General features: G+C 73.5%; 15 protein-coding genes. 9 read left to right on the top strand and 6 right to left on the bottom strand.

Annotation, left to right across the window (positions count from 1 at the left end; genetic code table 11):
- Positions 1–333 precede the first annotated feature (333 nt).
- Both IE330_RS20550 and IE330_RS20555 read left to right on the top strand, forming a co-directional pair.
- Entirely contained in the window at positions 334–675 is a 342-nt protein-coding gene (locus tag IE330_RS20550) for a nuclear transport factor 2 family protein (RefSeq protein ID WP_229925791.1), read from the top strand.
- Between the two features lie 222 nt (positions 676–897).
- The gene (locus IE330_RS20555) at positions 898–1329 is read left to right on the top strand and encodes a DUF3995 domain-containing protein (RefSeq protein ID WP_190137542.1); all 432 of its coding nucleotides are present in this window, start codon (positions 898–900) and stop codon (positions 1327–1329) included.
- 28 nt (positions 1330–1357) lie between these two features.
- Here the strand turns inward: IE330_RS20555 and IE330_RS20560 are convergent, their stop codons facing one another.
- Entirely contained in the window at positions 1358–1702 is a 345-nt protein-coding gene (locus IE330_RS20560; RefSeq protein WP_190137543.1) for a YkvA family protein, read from the bottom strand.
- Between the two features lie 159 nt (positions 1703–1861).
- Positions 1862–2410 (bottom strand): phosphatase PAP2 family protein, encoded by a 549-nt coding sequence (locus IE330_RS20565; protein WP_190137544.1) that lies wholly within the window; start codon positions 2408–2410, stop codon positions 1862–1864.
- A 417-nt stretch (positions 2411–2827) separates the two neighbouring features.
- Here IE330_RS20565 and IE330_RS20570 point away from each other — a divergent pair, with 417 nt between their 5' ends.
- The gene (locus IE330_RS20570) at positions 2828–4480 is read left to right on the top strand and encodes a hypothetical protein (protein WP_190137545.1); all 1653 of its coding nucleotides are present in this window, start codon (positions 2828–2830) and stop codon (positions 4478–4480) included.
- Positions 4481–4625: 145 nt separating this feature from the next.
- Here the strand turns inward: IE330_RS20570 and IE330_RS20575 are convergent, their stop codons facing one another.
- Positions 4626–5003 (bottom strand): nuclear transport factor 2 family protein, encoded by a 378-nt coding sequence (locus IE330_RS20575; RefSeq protein WP_190137546.1) that lies wholly within the window; start codon positions 5001–5003, stop codon positions 4626–4628.
- Between the two features lie 323 nt (positions 5004–5326).
- On the opposite strand from IE330_RS20575, the gene IE330_RS20580 reads away from it, so the two are divergent.
- The gene (locus IE330_RS20580) at positions 5327–5800 is read left to right on the top strand and encodes an ATP-binding protein (RefSeq protein ID WP_190137547.1); all 474 of its coding nucleotides are present in this window, start codon (positions 5327–5329) and stop codon (positions 5798–5800) included.
- Positions 5801–5926: 126 nt separating this feature from the next.
- Here the strand turns inward: IE330_RS20580 and IE330_RS20585 are convergent, their stop codons facing one another.
- Both IE330_RS20585 and IE330_RS20590 read right to left on the bottom strand, forming a co-directional pair.
- Positions 5927–8590, bottom strand: coding sequence for a GAF domain-containing SpoIIE family protein phosphatase (locus IE330_RS20585; RefSeq protein ID WP_229925792.1), 2664 nt, complete (start codon positions 8588–8590; stop codon positions 5927–5929).
- Positions 8587–12906, bottom strand: coding sequence for a HAMP domain-containing hybrid sensor histidine kinase/response regulator (locus tag IE330_RS20590; RefSeq protein WP_190137548.1), 4320 nt, complete (start codon positions 12904–12906; stop codon positions 8587–8589). Before IE330_RS20590 ends, IE330_RS20585 begins: the two co-directional genes overlap by 4 nt.
- 523 nt (positions 12907–13429) lie before the next feature.
- On the opposite strand from IE330_RS20590, the gene IE330_RS20595 reads away from it, so the two are divergent.
- Together IE330_RS20595 and IE330_RS20600 are read left to right on the top strand one after the other, a co-directional pair.
- Positions 13430–14773: a hypothetical protein gene (locus IE330_RS20595; protein WP_190137549.1), complete on the top strand. Its 1344-nt coding sequence runs from the start codon at positions 13430–13432 to the stop codon at positions 14771–14773.
- Positions 14774–14984: 211 nt separating this feature from the next.
- A complete protein-coding gene (locus tag IE330_RS20600; RefSeq protein WP_190137550.1) occupies positions 14985–15494 on the top strand; it encodes a DUF5949 family protein in 510 nt (169 codons plus the stop codon).
- A 125-nt stretch (positions 15495–15619) separates the two neighbouring features.
- Here the strand turns inward: IE330_RS20600 and IE330_RS20605 are convergent, their stop codons facing one another.
- Complete coding sequence (locus IE330_RS20605) at positions 15620–16030, bottom strand: VOC family protein (protein WP_190137551.1); 411 nt, start codon at positions 16028–16030, stop codon at positions 15620–15622.
- Positions 16031–16745: 715 nt separating this feature from the next.
- Here IE330_RS20605 and IE330_RS20610 point away from each other — a divergent pair.
- The 3 genes from IE330_RS20610 (at position 16746) to IE330_RS20620 (ending at position 19343) form a co-directional block, all read left to right on the top strand.
- A complete protein-coding gene (locus tag IE330_RS20610; RefSeq protein WP_190137552.1) occupies positions 16746–17057 on the top strand; it encodes a hypothetical protein in 312 nt (103 codons plus the stop codon).
- A 55-nt stretch (positions 17058–17112) separates the two neighbouring features.
- On the top strand, positions 17113–18108 hold the full coding sequence (locus IE330_RS20615; RefSeq protein WP_229925794.1) for a RimK family alpha-L-glutamate ligase: 996 nt from the start codon (positions 17113–17115) through the stop codon (positions 18106–18108).
- 188 nt (positions 18109–18296) lie between these two features.
- Positions 18297–19343 carry a hypothetical protein gene (locus tag IE330_RS20620; protein ID WP_190137553.1) on the top strand — a complete coding sequence of 349 codons (1047 nt, stop codon included), beginning with the start codon at positions 18297–18299 and terminating at the stop codon, positions 19341–19343.
- Positions 19344–19426 lie beyond the last annotated feature (83 nt).

Genomic DNA, 19426 nt, shown 5'->3' on the forward strand with positions numbered 1-19426 from the left:
ACCATCTACCTCGCCGGACTCCACATCGCGGCCATCTTCATCTGGTCGGCACGATGATCCGAAGGAAACGGCCTAGCCCGTCCGGAACGTAGCACCTCCACGCACCAGGCCCCGAGAACCACCCGACAGCCTGGCACCACACGGGACACGGCCCTGGAAGCAGGCGAGACCGACGGACCGGTCCGCAGCGGGCCCGCGCGGAACAATCGTCCAAGACACCGGCGCGCGGCGACGGCACGGTGAGTTCATGAGCAGCCTCATCGAGAACGCCTTCCGGACGCTCGCCGGCCGTGACGCCGACAGGATCTCCGCGGTCCTCACCGAGGACGCCGAATGGCTGTCACCCCCTGGCAACGCCACCGCCCAGGCCCTCCGGGTGACTCACCACCTGGTGGGCCGGGACACGATCGCGCGCTTCTTCGCCGAGGACCTCCCCCACTTGTTCGAGCGGACGTCCGCGTCGCCCTCCACGGGATCCACACCGACGGCGAGCGGGCGGCCGTGGAGGCGACCATGACGGCGACGCTCGCCGACGGAAGCCCCTACAGCAACGACTACTGCTTCGTCGTGGAGCTGCGGAACGGGCTGATCCACCGGGTCCGTGAGTACGTGGACACCGCCCGCGGGCACCGCCTGGTCTTCGGCCCGGCCCCGGCGCGCGATGTCACGAGGTGACCGGGGCACCTCCCCGGGGGTGCGCTCGGGAGGCCATCTATACGGCTCCGTATAGATGGCTGCTAGGGTCCCTCTATACGGAGCCGTACAGATGTGGCCGCCCGGGCGGAGCCGTGTGGAGGGCGAGCTTCGCCGGTGGCCCTTCGGGACGGTCGCGCGTGTCCCATCGCGGCGGGCGCCGCGCGTCGAGGGAACGAGCACGTCGAGCTGGAGGTACGGGACATGGTCCGCACGGTGGCCCCTGTGGTGCTGACGATCACCCTCGCGGGGATCGGCCTGCTGCACTTCGTCTGGGCGTTCTCGCCCTGGCCCATGAAGGACGCCCTCACGTTCACCAGGACGATCGGCGGCAGCGACGACGGCGTGATGCCGTCGGCCTCCAGCACGATGCTGGTGGGGCTGGCCCTGCTGGGCGGCGCCGTGCTCACCCTCATGGTGAACGGGACGATCCCGGCGATCGGCCCGAAGTGGCTGCGCCTTGCGGGCATGTACGGCTTGACGCTGGTGCTGCTGGCCCGTGGCCTGGGCGGATACTTCATGAACTCCGGTGCCGCCGAGGCGTTCCAGCGGTGGAACACGGTGTTGTACTCCCCGCTGTGCGTGGCACTCGCCGTCTTGGGCGGCACTGTCGCGACAGCCGCCGGTCGGCGTTAGTCCCGCTGCACGAGTACAAGGCTCCGCGTCACCGCTTGCCGGAGGGGCGCCGCCCTTCCGGGGCGGCCTCTTCCGGGGCGCTCCGGCCGGAGCGGCCCGAGCGCAGTGCCGCCGTGTGCAGGGAGCGCAGGGCGAGCAGCAGGACGCCGATGTCGTCCAGGTAGACGGGGTCCGGGAGCAGGTCCACCGGGGAGATCACATAGATCAGGGCGCCCCAGAAGGCCAGCTTGTTCTCGACCGGGACACCCGCGTCGCGCAGCAGGCGCCGGGCCCGCAGGAGCCGCAGGAACAGCACGAGCGCGACACCCGCGGCCACCACGAGCACCAGTGCCACGATCACGATCAGCGCCACCGGCCAGTTCTGGTCACTCATGGTTCGCCTCCGGCTGTCGGGCCCGGGTGCCCCGTGGCGCAGGGCTGCTGGTCGCGGGACGGGTACCCCGGCGGCTCGTGCCGTACGCGAGGGGGCGGGCCATGCCGTCGTCCGGCGGGCACCGCGGTACGGCCACTCCTCCTGGCAGCGCCCACGCCACTAGAGCCACAGACGCAGGACCAGGCGGGGGACCCGGCGGGTGAGCCAGGCGCTGGCGAGGCCGAGGACGGCGCCCGCGGTGACGTCGCTGGGGTAGTGGGCGCCGGACTGGACGCGCTCGACGGCCACCATGGCGGCGGGGATCGCGCAGAGGCCCCCGGGCAGCGGCCAGGTCGGGGCGACGGCGGCGGTGAAGGCGACGGCGGCCGCGGTGTGCCCGGAGGGGAAGGAGGGGGAATCGGGGCGGTCCTCGACCTCGTCGTGGGGGATCCAGTCCTTGGGCGGCCGACGGCGGTCGACGAGCTGCTTGCACACGCCGTTGGAGACGAGCTGGGCGACGGCCACGGAGGCCAGGCCCGCCGCGGCGGCGGTACGGCCGCGGCGACCGCCCGTCCAGGCCATCACCGCGGCCGCACAGCACCACAGCTTGGTGCCCTCCGCCAGCTCCTCCACGGCCGACAGCGTGCGGTGCACGCGGGGCGAGGCACCGGCGGCGACCCGCTGGGTCAGCCGCCGGTCCGCCTGATGAATCTGCGCCAGCAAGCTCATGAGCTGCATGTATCCCGCGGTGTGCCGGTGCATGCCTCACCATCGGCCACGTCGTTCGATCAGCCTCCGTACCGCCCGTCGCCACGACCTGTCCGGCGGAGGCCCGCGTACGCACCGGACGCGGGCGTCGTCGGTGCCGTGCGCCGGACCCACGTCCCGGTGAACGGCACGGCGGGTGGGGAGGGTTGTGTCCGTGCGCCGGCGACGGGGCACATCCGCCTCATTTCGAACGTGGCGTTCACCGATTGGGGTACAGCGTTCGAGTATGTGGCCCACTTTCCACGGGCGCCGATGTATGCAATGACCCAACAGGGAACAGCGGGCCGGGGCGTGCGCCACCGGTCCGGACGGTCCGCGTCACGGTGGTGGGCAGCCGCCGCGGTGACAACGGCTCAAGAGACGCTGGAAGGACGCACCATGGCGGTGGAGAGTGGCACGCAGGAGACCGAGCGCGTCGTGGGGCGGGTGTGGACGGTGCGCCTGGACCCCCATGGCCGCCTTGCCGCAGGTGCGGTGAGACTGTCCTGCTCCCGTCCGGCCTGCGCCGATCAGCACTTCCCCGACGGTGCCGCCGCGGCCCGGAAGGCCGCGATCGCGCACGTGAACGCGCATCTGGCGCACGTCCGCGAGGAAGGCGGGCCGCGGGGCGACGCCTGGTGCGCCTGCCGCGCCGTCGACTGCGCGTGGCACACCTCCGGCTCCGGCTCCGGCGGGCCGCGCCCGGCGGCGGGGCGGTGCGGCGGGCCCGTGGTGCTGACCGTGTACGCGGACCGCGCCGGAAGGCTCTGGCGCGTCGCGGAGACGTGCGCGCGCTGCGCGGCCGCCACCGCCGACTGCCGCGTCCTGGACACCGCCCCGCCCCCGTCCCACGGCGCTCACGCCGGGGCGGACCGGGCGGCGCGGAAGGCGGAGGAGCAGGCGGCGCCGGGGAACGGAGCGGGGGCGGGCGGCATGGCGGCCCTGTTCTCCGACTGCGGCGCCTCCCCCGTCGGCGCCTCCCCTGCCACGCCCGTCTCCGCCGAGGCTCCGGCACGCGTCCCCCAGGCCCGCGCCGTCCCCCAGGCCCGCGCCGTCCCGCAGGCCTCCCCGTCCCGGCGGCCCAAACGGCGAGGGAAGATCGCGCAGCGCGTCGTGCCCGACGACCTCGAACCCGAGACCCTGCGCCAAGAACTCACCGAACTCGGCGACGCCTTCCGCGCCTACCAGAAGCGCCCCGAACCCGACCTCGCCCTCCTCGCCGCCCTCCACGAGCGCAAGGCCCGCGCGTTCGCCCTCTGGGCCGACGTGAGCGGCGACGAGACCCTGCGCGAGGAGGCGGAGCGCGCCGAGAAGGCGATCGGCGCCACGCGGGAGATGCACGAGAACCGCACCGGCCAGCCCGCCGACGCGCCGGACGACGCGCCCGTGGTGGAGCGGCTCCTGACCCGCACCCAGGCCGCGCACGCCCGCGCCGTCCTTGACCACGTCACCGCCCATACCCCGTGCCCGGGGCCCGAGGCGCGCCTCGCGGTGCTCATGCTCACGCTGCGGGCCGCGCGCGCCGGCACCGGGAACGTCACCGGCCAGGACCTGTCCGGCTGGCTCCACAAGGACGCCGAGCGGGTACTGGAGCAGTTGGTCGCGGCCGACTGGCTGCGGCTGTCCGAGGACGTCGCCGACGCGCTGGACTCCCGGCCCGAGGACCCCACGCTCATCACCGTTCCCGCGCTGCTGCCCGACCGGCCCCGCCCGTTCGGCTTCGGCAAGACCACCCGCGCGAGGCTCTCCGGCTGGGCCCAGAAGGTCGTGGGCGACCGGAAGATCCGCAAGAAGAAGGGCGGGCCCGCCACCCGGCTCGTCGCCCTGTACACCGCCGCCCACACCGGCTTCGACGGCCGCCTCGGCCACGCCGAGGACGGCGGGCTCGACCTGGACAGGGTGGCCGCGTTCTGCGCCCTGCCGCCCGACCGGGTCGCCGAGCAGGTGGAACTCCTGCTGGCCGCCGACTGGTTCGCCGAGGCCGAGATCTCCGCGGGCCGGTTGCGCGGACGGCTCAGCGAGCGCGTCCTGCCGCTCGGAGGGCTGCTGTAGCCCGGCGGCACGGGTGCACGGCGGCATGGATGTGCGGCGGCACGGGTGCGCGCGGCGGCCTCCGGGCACTTCGGTCGGCCGCCTGCCGCGCCCGGTGCCGGACGGGGCAGGGCGGGGTGGAGCACCGCCGAGGAGCGGGGGCGGGTCAAGCGGCGGACGGCTCGATCTCTCCCGCGAAGACGATGATCTGGTCGATGAGGTTCCGCCGCAGGTGGACGACGTCCGTGCCCGTCAGGCGGGGGCCGTCGTCCGGGGTGGTGAAGACCCACTGGTACCGCGCCCACTCGTCCGGCATGTCCACCGCCGAGCAGCGCGCCATCGTGCCGGTCCCCGCCGGGTGGCGCCGGATGTCCCGTACGAAACGCTCGACCGCCTCGACGCCCTCACTGCGGCCCAACGGTCCCCAGAAGACCACGTCCGAGGTCAGGGCCTGGGAGAGCAGCGCCGGGACATAACTGTCGTCCGAGGTGTTGAACGCGGAGATGAACATGTCGATCGCTGCGCGTGCGGTCTCTTCCTGCATGCACCAGTCATATCAGTGTCCCCGCCGCCTGGCGCCGGAGGCCGCTCCGGGCGCGTCCGGGGCTCGTTCGTGTGCTGCCGCGGTGGAGAAACGCCGTACGTGACGGGAGCGGGTGAACCGGGCCCGACGCGGTCCCGACCTGCTTGAGGTGCCTTCGAGCCCTCACGGGGACACTGCGGGGAGACGACGTACGCCTCCCCCGCCCGTGAGGTACCCCCGCCGCCGTCGGGACGGGACATGGAACAGTGAGGTACGTCACGGCGCATGCCCGGCGGCGGGCGGGGTAACAGGGGGCACGTGAACGGGGAGTGGGGGCGAAGCCGATGGGATCGCGTGCCGAAGCGCACGGCTGTACGGCGGCGGATGAGCAACTGATGCGTGCCGGGCTCGCCCTGGCCGGCGACGACGGGTGCATCGCGAGCGCCCGCCACCGCGCCGCCGCCTTCCTCGACGAGGCGGACGCCGCCCACCGTCTGCCCATATCGGCACGCGCCAGGGAGCTCGTGCCGTTGGTGGTCAGCGAGTTGGTGACCAACGCGCGCAAGTACGCCCCCGGCCCCGTCCTGATGGAGCTGCGCCTCACCGCCCGGGCCGTGGACGTCGTGGTGTGGGACAGCGACCCGGCCGTACCCACGGCCCGGGCCGTCGATCCCGGGCGCATCGGCCAGCACGGCCTGGAGATCGTCAAGGCCGTCGCCGAGAGCCTCTTCGTGGAGCAGGAGCCGGTCGGCAAGCGCATCACGGCCAGGATCGCCCTCTCCGAGCACCCCTGCGAGGGCACGCGGCCCACCACCTGACCCGGCGGCCACCACCCACGGTCCGCCCGTCCGGTCCGCCCGTCCGGTCCGCCCGTCCGGTCCGCCCGTCCGGTCCGCCCGTCGGTGTGCCGCCGTCGCGTACGGCGGCACACCGACGGCCGGGCGTCACACGACCTGGATGCCGATCAGACAGGTGTCGTCGTCGGTGTCGGACTTGCTGTGGGTGAGCAGGCCTTCGAGGCGCTGCTCCAGCGTGGTGGTGGGCAGCCGGGCCTTGGTGAGGAGTTGGGCCAGGGAGTCCTCCACCGACTCCCCCCTGCGCTCCACCAGGCCGTCGGTGTACATCAGCAGGGTGTCGTCGGGCTCCATGACCAGCTCCTCCTCCTCGTAGGCCGCCTCGGAGACGGCGCCGAGGAGGATGCCGCTGACGGCCCGGAGCTCCGTCGCCTTCTGCCCCCGGATCAGGACGGGCGGCAGGTGGCCCGCCCGCGCCCAGCGCAGCGTGCGCCGCTCCGGGTCGTACAGTCCGCAGACGGCCGTGGCGGTGACGCGGTCGGTCAGGTAGTGCGCCACGGTGTTCAGCCAGGACAGCAGTTGGGCGGGGCCCGCGCCGGTGACGGCCAGGCCGCGCATGGCGTTGCGCAGCACCACCATGCTGGTGGCGGCCTCGATGCCGTGGCCCGCGACGTCACCCACGCACAGCAGGATCTGCTGTGAGGGCAGGACGACGGCGTCGTACCAGTCACCGCCGACCATGGACTCGGACTCCGCCGGGCGGTAGCGCACGGCGACCCGCAGGTCGGCGCTGTCCAGCGGGGCCTGCGCGGGCGGCATGATGGCGTGCTGGAGCTGCAGGGTCAGGCGGTTGCGCTCGGCCGCCTGCTGCTCGGTGTGGGCCAGTTGGTCGCGGGTCGCGGCCAGAGCGACCTCCGTCCAGTGCTGCGCGGAGATGTCCTGGTAGGCGCCGCGCACGGCCTGGAGCTTGTGCTCGGCGTCGAGGACGGGCTCGGCGATGACGCGCATGTGCCGGGTGACGCCGTCGGGCCGTGCCAGCCGGAAGGCCGCCGAGGCCGGACGGCGGTGGTGCAGCACGGTGCGCAGGAAGCGGCGGACGGTGGCGGCGTCGTCCGGGTGCGTGTGCGACGTCAGCGCCTCCAGCGGTACGGGGCTGGTGTGGCGGGGGCTGCCGTACAGGTCGAAGAGCTGGTCGTTCCAGACGATCTCGCCCGTGACGGTGTTCTCCTCGAACCCCCCGATCTGGCCGAGGCGTTGGGCGTGCTGCAGGAGGTTGGCCAGGCGCGCCGTCTCGTCCTCGACGCGCCAGATGAGCAGGACGCTGCTGCCGTGGCGGCTGACGCTGATGTCGGCGGTGGTGTCCAGGGGCACCTGGCCGACCAGGGAGGTGAGGGTGAAGCGCCGAGCGCGGAACGGTTCGCCGGTCGCGTAGACATGCGCGATCTTGTCGAAGAGGTCGCCGCCGCCGACCGCCATGGGGTACGCCTCCAGCAGCATGGCCCCGGCGACGGCGCTGCGGGGGCGCCCCGCGGGGTCGATGAAGTGGCTGTTGACGTGGTGGATGCGGAAGTCGGCGAGCTCCCCGTCGGCCCTGACGAACGGGGTGAGCACCAGGGCGGGGTCGTAGAGCCCCTCCGCCAGGTTCACCAGCTCGGAGTCGGCGGGCTCGGTCGACCAGGTCCGCGCCGCGAGCGAGGCCCCCGGCGCCGGGCGGTTGTCGAGGGTGTGCGCGCACAGCTCCGCCAAGGCGTCGATCTGGCGCATGATCTGGGGTGGCTGCGGCTCCAGGGGGTCGGCCCAGCAGATCTCCAGGATGCCGTGGATGCGGCCGCCCGTACCCGCGGGCACCGCCACCCGGCCGCCGTCGAGGTGGAGCGCCCCGCCGATGGACGGCAGCCCCGCCGAGGCCAGCGACGTGACCCGTACGGCCTGGCGTTCGCCGAGGGCCTGCCGGGCCAGGGTGGACACGCCCGGCGGGACGTAGTGCCAGCGCCCGGCCTCGTCCGGCGGGAAGCCCGCGTGTCCGGCCAGGGTCAGCGAGGCGTCGGGACCGGCCGTCCAGACGGCGACGGCCACGGCGCCCAGGGGCTCCAGGGCGTGTTCCAGGAGGGACTCGGCGACCGCCTGGGTGTCCCGGGAGGCCAGCGCGCCGCTCTCGGCGGTACGCAGGCGCACGGCGACCGGTGTGTCGTCCGCCGCGGCCCTCGCGTCGCCGCTGGTCCTGCGGACGAACTCCTCGGTGACCTCGGCGACCTGGTCGTGGGCCGCCTGGTTGATGATGTCGGCCGCCAGCTCCAGCTCCGAGACGCCGGACTCGGCGGCCAGGCTGGCCAGTTGCTGCGCGGCCGCGGTCGGGCCGCACTGGAGCCGCTCGATGAGCACGCCCTTGGCGAGCTCGATCAGGGCGCGGCCGTCGGCGGCCGCCTGCGCGGCGCGGATCTCGGCGTGCAGCCGCTCCACGGTGGCGGCCAGACGGCCGAGGCCGGAGGTGTCCCGGGGCCCGGCCGCGGGCGCCGGTGGAGCCTGTGCCGGTACGACGTCCGCCGACTCGGCGGACGGCTCCGGCGACGACGGCTCCGGCGACGACGGCTCCGGGACGGCGAGCTCCCCCGGGCCCTGCCCGGCGGCCCCCGCGGCGTGGTCCCCCGGCCGGGGGTGCGGCAGACCGGCGGTCTCCGTACCGCGTGGTGTCGGCAGGCGCCGGGGGCCGGTGGTCCCGGCGGCGTCGTGCGGCGCGGGGTTCCGCGTATCGCTCGACGCGGGGTCCGGCGCGTCGCTCGGCGCGGAGCCCTTCGGCAGGTCAGGAGTGCTCACAGCCGCTGACCTCGGTCCGTGGCCAGCCAGCGGCCGATGCAGGCGACCAGGTCGTTGGCGTCCACGGGCTTGGTGACGTAGTCGCTCGCCCCCGAGGTCAGGCTCTTCTCCCGGTCGCCGGGCATGGCCTTGGCCGTCACCGCGATGATGGGCAGGTGGGCGTGTGCCGGGTCCTGCCTGATCGCGGACGTGGCGGCGTAGCCGTCCATCTCCGGCATCATCACGTCCATCAGGATCAGGTCGATGTCCGCGTGCTCGCGGAGCATGTCGAGGGCCTTGCGGCCGTTGTCGGCGTGCAGGACCTTCATGCCGTGCATCTCCAGGATGCCGCTGATCGCGTACAGGTTGCGGGCGTCGTCGTCCACCACGAGCACGGTGTGGCCCGCGAGGCTGCCGTCGACGGACTGCGGCGGCTGCTGGCGTGCTTCTTCGGGGCGCACCAGGGGCAGGGCGTCCCCGGGCTTCTCGGCGGACAGGTGCAGGGCAATGCGCTCGCGCAGCTCGTCCAGGCTGCTGATCAGCTCCAGCGGCCGGGTGCTGGCCATGGACTGCAGTTGTCTCTCCTGGGCGCGGTCGAGGCGGCGGCTGTTGTGGGCGAGGACCGGCACGGTCGTGCCTGCGGCGTCACCGTCCATGGCGGCGAGGAAGCGCAGGGCCTCGTCCTCGGGCATGTCCAGTTCGAGGACCACGCAGTGGAACGGGCCCTCGGCCAGGCTCTCGGCCGCCTCCTGGGCGCCCACGGCGGTGATGATCTCGATGTCGGCCGTGCGCAGGGGCAGGTCCTGGTTGCCCGAGACGTCGGCGCCCGCGTTCTCGGCCACGAGGGACAGCAGGCCGCGGGAGCGTTCCTCGACGACGAGCAGCCGGCGCTTCGGCCGGGCCGTGAGGGCCGGGCGGTCGGCCGTCTGGCCGCTGCTCACGAGGGCGACGGTACGGCCCGGTGCGGCCGGGGCGAGCGGTTCGTCCGCGGTGACGGCGTACGGGCTCGCCCCCGCCACCGGCAGGTACAGGGTGAACGTGCTGCCCTGGCCCGGTGTGCTCTCGGCCGTGACCGCGCCGCCCAGCAGGTGCGCGATCTCCCGGCTGATGGAGAGCCCGAGGCCGGTGCCGCCGTACTTGCGGCTGGTGGTGCCGTCGGCCTGCTGGAAGGCGCCGAAGATCGCCTCCAGGTGCTGCTCGGCGATGCCGATGCCGGTGTCCTTGACGCGGAAGGCCAGCACCGCGTCGACGCGGCCCATGGAGGGCGGCAGCTCCGCTTCGCTGGCCTTCTCGACGCGCAGTTCGACGCTGCCCCGGTCGGTGAACTTGACCGCGTTGGACAGCAGGTTGCGCAGCACCTGCCGCAGCCGCGAGTCGTCGGTCAGCAGGTCCGTCGGCACACCGGGAGCGGTGCTGATGGTGAAGTCGAGGTTCTTCTGCGTGGTCAGCGGCCGGAAGGTGGCCTCCACGTAGTCCACGAGCTGCCGCAGGGCGACCGGTTCGAGGTTGACGTCCATCTTGCCGGCCTCGACCTTGGACAGGTCCAGGATGTCGTTGATGAGCTGGAGCAGGTCGGAACCGGCGGAGTGGATGATGCCCGCGTACTCGACCTGCTTCGCGGTGAGGTTGCGCGTGGGGTTCTGGGCCAGGAGCTGCGCCAGGATGAGCAGGCTGTTCAGCGGAGTGCGCAGCTCGTGGCTCATGTTGGCGAGGAACTCGGACTTGTACTTGGACGCCAGCGCCAACTGCTGCGCGCGGGCCTCCAGTTCCTGGCGCGCCTGGTCGATCTCCAGGTTCTTGGTCTCGATGTCGCGGTTCTGGGCGACCAGCAGGGCGGCCTTCTCCTCCAGTTCGGCGTTGGAGCGCTGGAGTTCGTCCTGCTGGACCTGCAACTCCTCGGAGCGGGCCTGGAGTTCGGAGGTGAGCCGCTGCGACTCGTCCAGGAGCTCGTCGGTGCGCGCGTTGGCGACGATGGTGTTGACGTTGACGCCGAGCGTCTCCATCAACTGCTCGAGGAAGTCGCGGTGCACCGCCGTGAAGGGGGTGAAGGAGGCCAGCTCGATCACGCCGAGGACCTGTTCCTCGACGACGATGGGCAGCACCACGAGGCTGTTGGGCGCGCACTGCCCGAGCCCGGAGGAGATGCTGACGTAGTCACTGGGCACGTGGTCGGCGGCGATCGTCCGCCGGCTGCGGGCGGCCTGGCCCACCAGGGACTCGCCGAGCTTGAAGCGGCCGTGGCCGGTGAAGTCGGCCGGGCGGCCGTAGGAGCCGACCAGGGTCAGCTCGGTGCCGTCGCGGGTCTCCTCGGCGAGGTAGAAGGCCCCGTACTGGGCGGAGACCAGCGGGGTCAGCTCGTCCATCACCAGTTCGGCCACGACGGCGAGGTCCCGGTGCCCCTGCATGAGGCTGGAGATCCGCGCCAGGTTGGACTTCAGCCAGTCCTGTTCCTGGTTGGCCCTGGTCGTCTCGCGGAGCGACTCGACCATGGTGTTGATGTTGTCCTTGAGCTCGGCGACCTCGCCGGAGGCGTCCACGGTGATGGAGCGGGTGAGGTCGCCCTCGGCGACGGCGCTCGCGACCTCGGCGATGGCGCGGACCTGGCGGGTCAGGTTGCCGGCCAGCTCGTTGACGTTCTCGGTCAGGCGCTTCCAGGTGCCGGAGACGCCCTCGACCTCGGCCTGGCCGCCCAGCCGTCCCTCGCTGCCGACCTCGCGGGCGACGCGGGTCACCTCGCGGGCGAACGAGGAGAGCTGGTCGACCATCGTGTTGATCGTCGTCTTCAGCTCCAGGATCTCGCCGCGCGCGTCCACGTCGATCTTCTTCGACAGGTCGCCGTTGGCGACGGCCGTGGTGACGAGGGCGATGTTGCGCACCTGGCCGGTCAGGTTGTTCGCCATGGAGTTGACGTTGTCGGTCAGGTCCTTCCAGGTGCCGGCGACGTTGGCGACCCGTGCCTGCCCGCCGAGCTGGCCCTCGGTGCCGACCTCGCGCGCCACGCGCGTGACCTCGTCGGCGAACGCCGAGAGGGTGTCCACCATGGTGTTGATGACACCGGCGAGCGCGGCGACCTCGCCCTTCGCCTCGACGGTGATCTTCTGGGAGAGGTCGCCGCGCGCCACCGCGGTGGCGACCTGCGCGATGGAACGCACCTGGCCCGTGAGGTTGGAGGCCATGACGTTGACGTTGTCGGTCAGGTCCTTCCAGGTGCCGGAGACGCCGCGGACGGTCGCCTGGCCGCCGAGGTTGCCCTCGGTGCCGACCTCGCGGGCGACGCGGGTGACCTCGTCGGCGAAGGCGGAGAGCTGGTCCACCATCGTGTTGATGGTGTTCTTCAGCTCCGAGATCTCGCCGCGCGCGTCCACGCGGATCTTCTGCGAGAGGTCGCCCTCGGCGACCGCGGTGGCCACCTGCGCGATGGACCGGACCTGGGCCGTGAGGTTGCCGGCCATGAAGTTCACCGAGTCGGTCAGGTCCCGCCAGGTGCCCGACACTCCCTTGACGTCCGCCTGGCCGCCGAGTCTTCCCTCGGTGCCCACTTCCCGGGCGACGCGGGTCACCTCGTCGGCGAACGCGGAGAGCTGGTCCACCATCGTGTTGATGGTGTTCTTCAGCTCCAGGATCTCGCCGCGGGCGGTCACTGTGATCTTCTGCGACAGGTCGCCCTTGGCCACTGCCGTCGTGACCTGCGCGATGTTGCGGACCTGGGCGGTGAGGTTGCCCGCCATGAAGTTCACGGAGTCGGTCAGGTCCCGCCAGACGCCGCCGACGCCCGGCACCTCGGCCTGGCCGCCCAACTGCCCCTCGCTGCCCACCTCGCGGGCCACGCGCGTGACCTCGTCGGCGAAGGCGGAGAGCTGGTCCACCATCGTGTTGACGGTCTCCTTCAGCTCCAGGATCTCGCCGCGCGCGTCCACGTCGATCTTCTGCGACAGGTCGCCCTTGGCGACGGCCGTGGCCACCTGCGCGATGTCGCGGACCTGCGTCGTGAGGTTGCCCGCCATGGCGTTGACCGAGTCGGTGAGGTCGGCCCACGTGCCGGAGACGCCCGGCACCTCCGCCTGGCCGCCGAGCGTGCCCTCGGTGCCGACCTCCCGTGCGACGCGCGTCACTTCGGACGTGAACAGTGACAGTTGGTCCACCATGCCGTTGAAGACGGTGGCGATCTCGCCGATCAGCCCGTCGCCCTCGTCCGGCAGCCGGGTGCCGAAGTCCCCGTCGCGTACCGCCGTCAAACCGGCCAGAAGCTGCCGCAGTTCCGCTTCGCCCACCTTGGTGCCCCGGGTAGACCGCGCCCGCGGTACCGCATTCGAACCGCCAACCGGCGCCTCAGCCATGTCCAGCCTCGTTCCACTCAGATCCGACAACGAAGAACGCATCAGCGGGCACGCCCGGGGACAGGCGGTCCTGCGTGGTTGTCTCAATGTTGAACCATTGCCGTGTGGCAATAGGCCCAAGACTAGTCCGTCCGGCGGGGAGATAATCGAATCTTGGAATCGCACCGCGCGTCAACGCCGCTCCGCTCCCGGCGCGTGCAAGGGGGCGCGCCGTCCGGCGACTTGTGGGTGGGCGCCCGGCGACGGGCGTGGGCGGCTCGCGGCGAGCGCCCCGGCGGCTTGAGGGACACGGCCCGTGCTGGGTGTCCGGCGGCTCGCGGAACGCGGGGCCCGGTTTCCGGCCACGTATCCCGGAGGGCGATCCCAGACGTACCAGGGGGGCGGCGCGCAGCGGGTAAACGGTGCCTCAAGGGTGCGAAAGATCACCCCCGGCCCGCCCTGCCGGGGTGCCGTACAGTCGTCGCCAGTCGTCGTACTGGTGAGCGAGCGAGGCGCGGCCGGAGGGCCGGGAGACGGGGTGGGCATGTCGAAGGTCAGTCGCCGGGGGCTGTTGCGCGGCGGGGCGGCGGCCGGTGCCGCCACGGTCCTGTGGGGCGCGGCGTCGCCCGCGCGGGCCGGCGCGGCGGGCGTGAACCCGTCCGTCGCGGGCGAGGCCGCCCACGTCCGGGCGCTGCGCAGGGCCCTGGACGACGCGGCGGCCGGCATCGCGGGCCCGCACGGCGTCGACGGCAAGGGCCGGGTCATCGTGAAGGCCGGGTACGAGGGCGTTCCCACCTACACCCTGCTCGACACCCTGGTGATCGGCGGCAACACCGTGCTGGACGCGTCCGGCGCCCGGTTCGTCGCCAAGTTCGGCACCACCACCCGTACGTACACGCTGGACCGGAAGAACCAGCACTCGCCCACGCCCGTGTACGAGGCCGACGCCCAGGGCGCGTTCACCGCGCCCGCCGTCAGCGGGGCAAAGGCCGCCACCATGCTCGTCAACCACGTCCCCGGCCCCGCCACGAAGGGCTACGCGGCCCCCGGGAACATCATGGTCAAGGGCGGCGAGTGGGACCCCGTCTCGGCCTGGGTCTGGCAGGACTCGGGCCCGGCCAGGGCCCGCGCCGACAAGGCCCCGCCGATGAACGTGCTGACCTTCGTCCACACCCAGGACGTCGAGGTCGCGGACGTGACGGTGTGGAACGTCAAGTGGTGGCACGCGGTGGAGCTCAACGCCGTGCGCCGGGGCGTGGTCCGGGACTGCTTCTTCAAGGGCTGGGTGGAGGACCCGACGCAGGGTCTCTGGCACGGCGAGGCGATCCAGCTCGACCTGCCCCTGGCCGGCAACACCTGGGCCGGCGCGAGCGACGGCACACCGACCGTGGACGTACGGGTGCTGCGCAACCACGCGGGCCCGTCCGGCTCCCAGCCCTCCTGGGCGAAGCTGGTCGGCTCGCACACGGGTGGCGAGAAGGTCGGCCAGGTGCACGCGCGCGTCCTCATCGAGGGCAACGTCGTCGACGGCGCCAAGTGGGACGCCGTCGGCGTGATGAACACCACCGCCGTCACCGTGCGCGGCAACACGGTCAACGACAGTGTCGGCGGCGTCTACGTCAGCTCCCTGACGGCGCGGACGACCGACCGGCCGCCGGTCCCGGTCGGCCCGAACCCCGTCTCGGGGGTCGACATCGTCGACAACCGCGTCACGGTGGCGGCGGGCGCTTCCGGCGCCCGGCGCAACGCGGTGCGGGTGAACGCGGACACGGCCGGGTTCGTCTCACCGGTCAGCGACGTCGCGGTCACCGGCAACACGGTCGGCGGCGCGGGCTTCTCCTACGGCGCGCACGTGACGTTCCGGCCCGGCACCACACCACAGCGCTGAGGGCGGCGCCCCGCAGACCGGTCCCGGCAGGGGGGTGCCATCCGTCGGGGACCGGCACCGCCCGTCGGGAGCCGGGTCCCTCGGGAGCGGGCGCGGTGCCGAACATGGCCGCGGCCGTACACCTTGCCCGGTGAATCCGGCGGCTCGGGCAGGGCCGAACGGGTGGAGATGCGCCCGGAGGGGGTGGCAGGCGTCACTACGATCCGAGGCCATGACCTCTTCCACCGCCGTGAAGCCAGAGCAGCGGGGCTCCCTCCTGGGCACCCTCATCGTCATTCCCTGGGCCAACGAGCCCGCGCCCGACTCCGGCGACGCCGTGACGCCGTTCCTGCTGGTGTGCTCCCGCGGGGACGGCCGCGACGGGCCCGAGGCGGGCGCGGAGGCGCTGCGCGCCGAGCTGGAGAAGGCCGGTCTCACGGTCGGCTCGGGCGGCACGGACCTGACCCGCGTCGGCCGGTCCCCCATCACGCTGCTGGTCGAGGCCGGCCAGGCGGCGCTGAACATGCCCTTCCTCCAGGTGCAGTGCCCGGTGTCCCCGCAGTGGCAGCAGGCGGCTCAGGAGAGCGGCCGGGCCCACCTGATCTGCACGGTACGTCCGTTCCCCGAGGCCGTGCAGGGCGAGCCGGTCGGCGCCGAGGAGCTGCGTGCCTTCGTCTCGGACGAGCGGATGGTGCCGACCAGCGCCCGCTGCCTGCTGCCGGTGCGCAGGGTCCGTACCTGAGGTCCGTACCTGATACGCACGACCGGTCTCACACGCCCCGGGGGCGCGGACGGACACCCGTCCGCGCCCCCGGGGCGCTGTCGCGCCGGGGCGCTTGCCCGTCGGCGCCGGGCGCGGGGCGGGGGTCAGCGGCATTCCTGGATGCGGACCAGGTTGCCCGCGGGGTCGCGGAAGGCGCAGTCGCGCACGCCGTACGGCTGGTCGGTGGGCTCCTGGGCCACGTCGGCGCCGCCGGCCCGCACCCGCGCGAAGCAGGCGTCGAGGTCGTCGGTGGCCAGCACGATGGTGGCGTAGGTGCCCTTGGCCATCATCTCGGCGATGGTGCGGCGCTCGTCCGGGGTCACGCCGGGGTCCGTGCCCGGCGGTTCCAGGACGATGTGGGTGCCGGGCTGGTCGGCGGGGCCGACCGTGATCCAGCGGTCGCCGTCGATGGCCACGTCGCTACGGACCTCGAAGCCGAGGGAGTCGCGGTAGAAGGCCAGGGAGGCGTCCGGGTCGGAGTGCGGCAGGAAGCTCGCGTGGATGGTGACGTCCATGACGTGCACGCTAGGCACGGCGGTGCGACCCGCGCTTCTTCGATCCTGACCGGTTCGACCCTGGCCGCGGTCTCAACGGGCGCGCCGCGGGAAGATGTCGGCCTTGCCGTCCGTGTCGCCGGGGACGACGTCGGCGGCCGGGCTGTCGAAGACGAGGCGGCCCTTGTCCGCGAGCGCGCCGGGCACGCCCCGGGCGTGGGCGTGGACGACGGTCTCGTGGCCGCTCGGGAGGCGGAGCAGGCGCAGATCGGAGGCCGTCGGCGCTGAAGGCGGGGTCCTGGAGGGATTCCCTGATCCGCCGCACCTCGCCGGTGGCGTTGTCGCGGATGTGCACGGAGCCCGGCGGGCGGGGTGTGTGCTCGGGGGTGAGGTTGGTGGCGCCGCTGTGGACGAGGGTGTACGCGCCGTTGCGCGACAGGGTGGCGTGACTGGACGCCCCGTCGGCCTGGGTGCCCTCGGCGGCGACGGAGACGCGTTCCACGGGCGGCGCGGGTGGCGCGGGTGGCGCGGGGGCCTGCGAGGCCGTCGCGGCAGGGCGGTCGCGGGCAGGGCGGCGGTGGCGGCGACGGCGCCCGGGGCGAAGGACACTACGGCGGTCAGGCGCAGGCGTGCGGCGGCACGGGGGCGCGCGGCGGCACGGGGGCGCGCTGTCGAGGTCGGGCGCGCGGTCGGGCGCAGGCGTAACGCGCGCGTACGGACCCGTGCGGTCGAGGACATGGTTCCCCCCAAGGCGTGTGATCCCCGGCCCGACACCGAGGGCTCCCGCGGAGACGAGCCCACCACCCACCACACGGCGATCGCCCAGAAGGCGTACGACCTGGACGGCGCCGCGGCCCCGTCCCTGGTGGCGCGCACGCGCGGGCCCCACGGCCGGACATCCGGCGGCCCTTTACGCCGGTCGTCCTGGTGCCCGCCCCGGTGCGGGGCTCCGGTCGTCCTGGTGCCCGCCTCGATACGGGCCCGGGTCGGGGCGGCGGCCGCACCCGTGCGTCACGCCCTCGGCGAGATCGCGCGCGGTGACCTGTGAGACTGGCTCCTTCCGGCCGCCGCGTTCCCGGCGGCGCCGACGACGAGGAGTTCGTGTGGACGTACAGGACCGTTCCCGGCCGGTCAGCCCGGCACCCGCCGACGTGTGGATGCTGGTGGTGCAGCACCCCACCGCGCTGCGCAGGTCCACCCGCGAACTCGCCACCGCGCTGGCCGCCGCCCACGGCAGCCGCTTCGCGGTGTGGCACACCGACGAGCTGCTCTTCGGCGTCGAGGGCGGGCGGCTGGTGCTGCGCACCCTGGGCGGCGTCGAGCTGCCCGCGCCCGAGGTGGTGTGCGTGCGCCAGGTCGCCGGGCCGATGCGCGACGACCGCGAGGTGACGCTGCTGCGGCACCTGGAGCGCATGGGCAGCACGCTGGTCAACTCCGTCGACGCCCAGCTCAACAGCCGCAACAAGGTCTGGCAGCTCCAGGAACTGGCCCTGGCGGGGCTGCCGGTGCCGGACACGCTGTCGTACGCGACCGCGCCGCTGGAAGGCGTCGTACGCAGCAACCACCTGCGGACGCCGTGCGTGGTGAAGTCCGTGCGCGGCTCCCGGGGCGGGCAGGTCTTCCTCGCGCCCGACGCCCGGCTGCTGCGCCAGGTGGCCGGGAGCCTCCAGCGGGAGGCGCCGTTCCTCTTCCAGGAGCTGGTGGCGTCCTCGCACGGCCGCTGTCTGCGCGTGGTCGTGGTGGACGGCGAGCCCGTGGACACGGTGCTGCACACCTCCGGCGGGGACGCCCTCACCGCCAACATCGCCCAGGGCGGCTCCGCCACCCCGTGCCCGGGCCGCTACCCGCGGGCGGAGGAGCTCGCGGTGCGCGCCGCCGCGGCCGTGGGCCTGGACATCGCCGGGGTGGACCTGCTGTTCGCGGGCGAGGACGCCTACACCGTCTGCGAGGTGAACGCCGTCCCCGGCTGGCGCCCCTTCATGACCGCGGTCGCCCCGGCCATCACCGCGTGCCTCGCGCGCCGTCTCGCCGACCGCGAGCGCTCGGGCCGCCGCGCTCCGGCGGCGCACGGAGCGGGGCAGCTCGCCCGGGAAGCGTGACGTCAGGCCGGTCGAGCCCGGTCCCAGTCTTCGCGGCCCTGCCCTGCGTGCGGCGGCGTCCGCCGCACGGCGGTGTTCTGTTGAGTGGAACTGTCCTGGCCCGCGTGCGGCGGCGCTCGGCATAGTCGACGGGCCCGCGCCGGGTGTGCGCGGGCGCTGTGACGAGGTCGCGGAGCCGAGGAGGAACGATGCGGGAGTCAGGGACGGGCACGTCACTCAGCCGTCGCCGCTTACTGGGCCTGGGGGCGGCGGCCGTCGCCGCGGCGGGGGTCCACGGGTTCGCCGCTCCCCCGGCCCCCGGGGCGGAGCGCTCCGGGCGGGGGAGAACGAGCGTCAGCGACGGCAGCACCTTCATGGCCTGGCGGGGTCTGGGCGAGGACCGGCGGGTCTGGTGGAACGGCCTGCGCGGCGACGGCGGCTGGACCGGGCCCCAGCCCGTGCCGGGCGCACTGAGCAGCGCGGGTGTCGCTCTGGCCGGGCCGTCCGGCGGGCCGTTGCACATGGCCTGGAAAGGCGTCGAGGGCGACGAGCGGATCTGGTGGAACCGGTTCGACGGCGCGACCTGGTCCGGGGCCGAGCCGGTGCCGGGCGCCCTCACGAGCGTGGGCCCGGCACTCGCCCCGTACGCGGGTGTCCTCATGGCGTGGAAGGGCGTCTCGGGGGACCAACGCGTCTTCTGGAACAGCCGCTTCGGCGGGTGGACGGGGCCGCAGGTCGTCCCCGGCGCCCTCACCAGCTTCACGCCCGCCGTGGCCGTCGACCACATCGGCACGTACGGCCTACCCCGCATGGCCTGGAAGGGCGTCGAGGGGGACGAGCGGATCTGGTGGAACACCTACCGCGGCGGCAGCACCGGGGCCAACGACTGGTCCGGCGCACAGGTGGTGTCCGGCGCCCTGACCAGCGGTGGCGTCGCGCTGGCGGGCCCGCCCGGAGGCGGCCTGCACCTGGCCTGGAAGGGCGTCGGGAACGACCAGCGCGTCTTCTGGAGCCGCCTGTACCCGAACTCGGCCTCCTGGACGGCACCGCGGCCGGTGCCCGGCGCGCTCACCAGCGTCGGGCCGGCCCTCGCGGTGTACAGCGGCTCCGTCTACATGACCTGGAAGGGCGCCGGCGGTGACGAGCGCATCTGGTGCAGCAGGTTCCCCCTGCCCGGTGACACGTGGACGGTTCCCCAGCCGGTCGACGGCGCCCTCACCGCGTTCCGCCCGGCACTGGCCACGATCGGACTCTGAGCGAGCGGAGTACGGCGAGCGGAGTACCGGGCCCGTCCGGCGGCGACCGGACGGGACCCGGTGCCGGTCCGCCGAGGCCGCTG

It is taken from the genome of Streptomyces longispororuber (assembly GCF_014656095.1).
Taxonomy (GTDB): Bacteria; Actinomycetota; Actinomycetes; order Streptomycetales; family Streptomycetaceae; genus Streptomyces; species Streptomyces longispororuber.

What these genes read in the sequence shown, in the direction of transcription:
- IE330_RS20550 (WP_229925791.1), top strand. Translation starts at nt 334, where the DNA reads ATGGCTGTCACCCCCTGGCAACGCCACCGCCCAGGCCCTCCGGGTGAC.
- IE330_RS20555 (WP_190137542.1), top strand. Translation starts at nt 898, where the DNA reads ATGGTCCGCACGGTGGCCCCTGTGGTGCTGACGATCACCCTCGCGGGG.
- IE330_RS20560 (WP_190137543.1), bottom strand. Translation starts at nt 1,702, where the DNA reads ATGAGTGACCAGAACTGGCCGGTGGCGCTGATCGTGATCGTGGCACTG.
- IE330_RS20565 (WP_190137544.1), bottom strand. Translation starts at nt 2,410, where the DNA reads ATGAGCTTGCTGGCGCAGATTCATCAGGCGGACCGGCGGCTGACCCAG.
- IE330_RS20570 (WP_190137545.1), top strand. Translation starts at nt 2,828, where the DNA reads ATGGCGGTGGAGAGTGGCACGCAGGAGACCGAGCGCGTCGTGGGGCGG.
- IE330_RS20575 (WP_190137546.1), bottom strand. Translation starts at nt 5,003, where the DNA reads ATGCAGGAAGAGACCGCACGCGCAGCGATCGACATGTTCATCTCCGCG.
- IE330_RS20580 (WP_190137547.1), top strand. Translation starts at nt 5,327, where the DNA reads ATGGGATCGCGTGCCGAAGCGCACGGCTGTACGGCGGCGGATGAGCAA.
- IE330_RS20590 (WP_190137548.1), bottom strand. Translation starts at nt 12,906, where the DNA reads ATGGCTGAGGCGCCGGTTGGCGGTTCGAATGCGGTACCGCGGGCGCGG.
- IE330_RS20595 (WP_190137549.1), top strand. Translation starts at nt 13,430, where the DNA reads ATGTCGAAGGTCAGTCGCCGGGGGCTGTTGCGCGGCGGGGCGGCGGCC.
- IE330_RS20600 (WP_190137550.1), top strand. Translation starts at nt 14,985, where the DNA reads ATGACCTCTTCCACCGCCGTGAAGCCAGAGCAGCGGGGCTCCCTCCTG.
- IE330_RS20605 (WP_190137551.1), bottom strand. Translation starts at nt 16,030, where the DNA reads ATGGACGTCACCATCCACGCGAGCTTCCTGCCGCACTCCGACCCGGAC.
- IE330_RS20610 (WP_190137552.1), top strand. Translation starts at nt 16,746, where the DNA reads ATGGTTCCCCCCAAGGCGTGTGATCCCCGGCCCGACACCGAGGGCTCC.
- IE330_RS20620 (WP_190137553.1), top strand. Translation starts at nt 18,297, where the DNA reads ATGCGGGAGTCAGGGACGGGCACGTCACTCAGCCGTCGCCGCTTACTG.